This window comes from Deltaproteobacteria bacterium (assembly GCA_005879795.1).
Taxonomy (GTDB): Bacteria; Desulfobacterota; Binatia; order DP-6; family DP-6; genus DP-6.
Genome location: VBKJ01000019.1, coordinates 1 through 4,085, shown reverse-complemented (window position 1 = coordinate 4,085; position 4,085 = coordinate 1). Strand labels below are relative to the sequence as shown.

At 72.0% G+C, this 4,085-nt stretch carries 3 protein-coding genes; 2 read left to right on the top strand and 1 reads right to left on the bottom strand.

All coding sequences use genetic code 11. The annotated features are described in order from the left end of the window. Positions 1-128 precede the first annotated feature (128 nt). A complete protein-coding gene (locus tag E6J59_00805) occupies positions 129-1,649 on the bottom strand; it encodes a DUF3459 domain-containing protein (GenBank protein ID TMB24104.1) in 1,521 nt (506 codons plus the stop codon). Positions 1,650-2,240: 591 nt separating this feature from the next. Here E6J59_00805 and E6J59_00800 point away from each other — a divergent pair. Next, positions 2,241-2,549: a hypothetical protein gene (locus E6J59_00800; protein ID TMB24103.1), complete on the top strand. Its 309-nt coding sequence runs from the start codon at positions 2,241-2,243 to the stop codon at positions 2,547-2,549. A 184-nt stretch (positions 2,550-2,733) separates the two neighbouring features. Next, positions 2,734-4,085 (top strand): aldehyde dehydrogenase (locus E6J59_00795; protein ID TMB24102.1); only part of this gene is annotated, 1,352 nt, incomplete at its 3' end.

Here is a 4,085-nt window from a genome sequence, read left to right as displayed (position 1 = left end):
GGCCGCGTCTGCCTCGCGCTCGTCCCCTGCTGATCGTACTTTGCCCTCGGATTCGCCGGACCCCGACCTGGGTAGCGACCGCCGCAGCGCCGGGGCCCGATGCCTCGGCGCGGAGCCGCCACGTCCGCCTACGGCCGCAGGACGAGGGCCTGCGCGGGGGCGAGCACGCCCGCGTACGGCCGGTCCTCCCCCGCCCCGTCGCTCGCGATCTCGACGCGGCCGTGCGCGGCGACGGGGACGCGTTCGCCGGTGAAGTTGACGAGCACGATCCGCTTCTCGGTCCCCGCGGCCCGCTGGTAAGCGAGGACACCCGCCGGCGCCTCGGTCAGGCGGCAGCTGCCCGCGTGGAGCGCGGGCGAGGCGCGGCGGAGCGCCAGGAGCCGGCGGTAGAGGTGGGGGATCGAGCCCGGGTCCTCACGCAGGCGCTCGACGCTCCGCGGCTCGGCCTCGGGCGGCCACGGGAGCCAGGGCGGTACGGGCCAGCCGTGCCCCGGGCTCGCGTCCCATGGGATCGGCGCGCGGCAGCCGTCCCGGCCGCCGGGATCGACGGCACGGTCGGGCGGGACGGCGGCGTCCTCCAGCCCGAGCTCCTCGCCCTGGTAGAGGAACGGCGTCCCGCGCAGCGTCAGCAGGAGGACCGCGGCCGCACGCGCCGCGGCCTCCGACCCGAAGCGCGTCCGGTGTCGCGGCACGTCGTGGTTGGAGAGGACCCACGTCGGCCACGCGCCGACCGGATCGAGCCGCGCGGCGACGTCCGCGATGCGCTCGCGCCACGCGGCGGCGTCCCAGGGAGTGAGGACCGCCGCGGGCAGCTCGAAGACGAGGTGCAGCTCGTCATCGTGGCCGTAGTACCGGGCGTGCGTGCGCGCGAGCAGCAGCCACACCTCGCCCACCAGCACCCGGTCGCCCGGATGGGCGTCGACGACCCGGCGGAGCGCGCGCAGGATCGTGTGCGTCGACTCGTCGTCGTTCAGCGCCGACTGCGGGATCGCCGCCAGGTCGGGCGGGAGGTCCGGCAGCCGCGCGTCCTTCCCGAGGCCGTGGACGACGTCGACCCGGAAGCCGTCGACGCCGCGGGCGAGCCAGAAGCGGAGCACGTCCTCCATGGCGCGCCGCACGTCGGGGTTCGACCAGTCCAGGTCGGGCTGCTCGGGAAGGAAGAGATGGAGGTAGTGCTGCCCGGTCGCGGCGTCGAAGGTCCATGCCGGCGTGCCGCGCGGGAACGCAGCGAGCCAGTTGTTCGGTGGGCCGCCGCCGGGCGCGGGGTCGCGCCAGACGTACCAGGCGCGCTTCGGGCTCGCGCGCGAGGCACGCGACTCGCGGAACCACGGATGCAGGTCGGAGGTGTGGTTCGGGACCCAGTCGAGGAGGACGCGGATGCCGCGCGCGTGCGCCTCGGCGAGGAGTCGATCGAAGTCGGCGAGAGTCCCGAAGAGGGGATCGACGTCGCAGTAGTCTGCGACGTCGTACCCGAAGTCCTTCATGGGGGAGCGGAAGATGGGCGAGAGCCACACCGCGTCGACACCGAGCCAGGCGAGATGGTCGAGCCGACCCCGGATGCCCTCGAGGTCGCCCACCCCGTCACCGCTCGCGTCGGCGAAGGAGCGCGGATAGATCTGGTAGACGACCGCCGTCTGCCACCACCGCACGGGGCGATGATGGCACGGAAGTCGGTGCCCGCAAGGGACGGGGTCAGGTGGTGTTCGGAGACGCACCAAATGTACTTCGTTTTACCGCCACCTCCCGCATATGCGGTAGAGCACTGGACAATCGTCCTGCGGTAAGGTGAATACGTAAGGTTCCGCACATGGCTGCCAGTCTGGTCTCGTGGCGGCGCCGGCATCGGCGCGTCACGTTCGGTCCGGGGATCGAGCTGGCGCCGCCCCGTGTCACCTGGTCACACGCGGGCCGCGCGTTGCGGTCCGCCCTCGGCGCGCATCCGCGAGCCGCGCTGTTTCCGCATCGACCGTGCGGATGATGCGGACGCCGAGCCGCCGGGTGCTGCCCGACGATGGGGGACCGGCAATGTCCGTCCTCCATGCTCGTGCGCGGGGGCGAGTGAAGGACGAGGCACTCGTCGCGGTCGGCGCCCGTATCCCGCCCGACCTCCATCGTCAGGTTCGCGTCCACTGCATACAGCGGCGCGTGCGGGTTCAGGACTTCATCAACGCCGCGATCCGAGAGCGGCTGGTGCGCGAGCAACGCCGGCACCCTCAGTAGTGGCGGACAGGACCGGAACGATGGCTCAGGCGCTTGCCAGACGTCGCGCCAGACGGCGGAGGAAGCGGTGTGGCGCCTGCGGCCGGAGCAGGCCGGCGACGGGCTTTTACCGCTCCGCCGCCGCCGCCGACGGCCTGGACGATTGGTGCAAGGAGTGCCGGCGCGCGTACCTGCGCCGCTGGATCGCGCGACACCGCGCGGCGCACAGGGCCTGGACACGCGCCTATCGCGAACGGAACCGCGACGAGCTCCGCGCCTACCAGCGCGAGTACCAGCGGCGGCGCCGCGCCCTCATGCGGGCGGGGCGCTGGCGGCCGAAGGCCGCCTGAGCCGGTAGGGCCGGGGCCACGCGCGGGCGCCTGGCTCCTCGGCTCGAGCCGGAGCTGTCCCGAGTTTGCATCGCTCCGCGTCCGCAGGGACCGCTGCGCTCGACCCCGATTGCAGAGTCCCCCCCATTGGTGCGAGCCTCCGCCGCGAACCCCGCGGCCGCGCCCCGCCCCCCGATGCGGGCGCATGAGGAGACCAGCCATGCAGGAGTACCAGCTCTACATCGACGGCGCGTTCTCGGATGCCGAGGGCGGGAAGACCGCCGACTCGATCAACCCCGCGACCGAGGAGCCGTGGGCGCGCGTCTCGCGCGCGAGCCGCAGGGACGCGCAGCGCGCCATCGCGGCGGCCCGCCGGGCCTTCGACGAGGGACCCTGGCCGCGCATGACCCCAGCCGATCGCAAGAAGATCCTGAACCAGATCGCCGACGGGCTCGAGGCGCGCAGCCAGGAGCTCGCCGCCGTCGAGACCCAGGACTCCGGCGGCACCATCCGCAAGACCTCGGGCGACATGATGCTCGCCGCCAACCAGCTCAAGTACTTCGCCGAGATGGCGGAGAAGGTCCCGCTGCTCGAGGAGATCCAGGTGCCGCAGTTCCCCGCCCAGTCGAAGAATTACCTCCAGCGCGAGCCGATCGGCGTCTGCGGCCAGATCATCCCGTGGAACTTCCCGCTCATGATGGCGGTGTGGAAGATCGGCCCGGCGCTGTGCACCGGGAACACGCTCGTGCTCAAGCCAGCCAGCGACACGCCCTGCTCGGCGCTCGAGCTGGCGAAGATCATCGACCAGACCGATCTGCCGAAGGGGGTGGTCAACGTCATCCACGGGAGCGGCGCCGAGTGCGGCGAGGAGCTGTGCGCGAGCCCGCTGGTCGACAAGATCGCGCTCACCGGCTCGACCGAGGTCGGCCGGCGCGTCCAGCAGCTCGCCGCCGGCACCATCAAGAAGGTGACCCTCGAGCTGGGCGGCAAGTCCGCCAACGTCATCCTCGACGACGCCGACCTCGACATGGCGGTCGACGGCTCGCTCTTCGGCTGCTTCTTCCACCAGGGGCAGGCGTGCGAGTCGGGCACGCGGCTCTTCGTCTCCGAGAAGCTGCACGACGAGGTGGTCGCGCGCCTGGTCGAGCGCACCAGGCAGCTCACCATCGGCGACCCGATGGACTTCGGCACGGCGCAGGGCCCGCTCATCTCCGCGCGCCAGCGCGCGACGGTGCTCGGCTACATCGAGACGGGCGTGGACGAGGGCGCCAGGATTTCCGTCGGCGGCAAGCGCCCGGAGCACCTCCCCAGGGGCTACTACGTCGAGCCCACCATCTTCGCCGACGTGAAGAACTCGATGAAGATCGCCCAGGAGGAGATCTTCGGGCCAGTGCTGTGCGTGATCCGCTACAAGAACATCGACGACGCGATCCGCATGGCCAACGACTCGATCTACGGCCTCGGCGGCGCGGTCTGGTCGCGCGACAAGGCGAAGGCGCTCGAGGTCGCGAAGCAGATGCGGACCGGGACGGTGTGGATCAACGACTACCACCTCCT

What these genes read in the sequence shown, in the direction of transcription:
- E6J59_00800 (TMB24103.1), top strand. Translation starts at nt 2,241, where the DNA reads ATGGCTCAGGCGCTTGCCAGACGTCGCGCCAGACGGCGGAGGAAGCGG.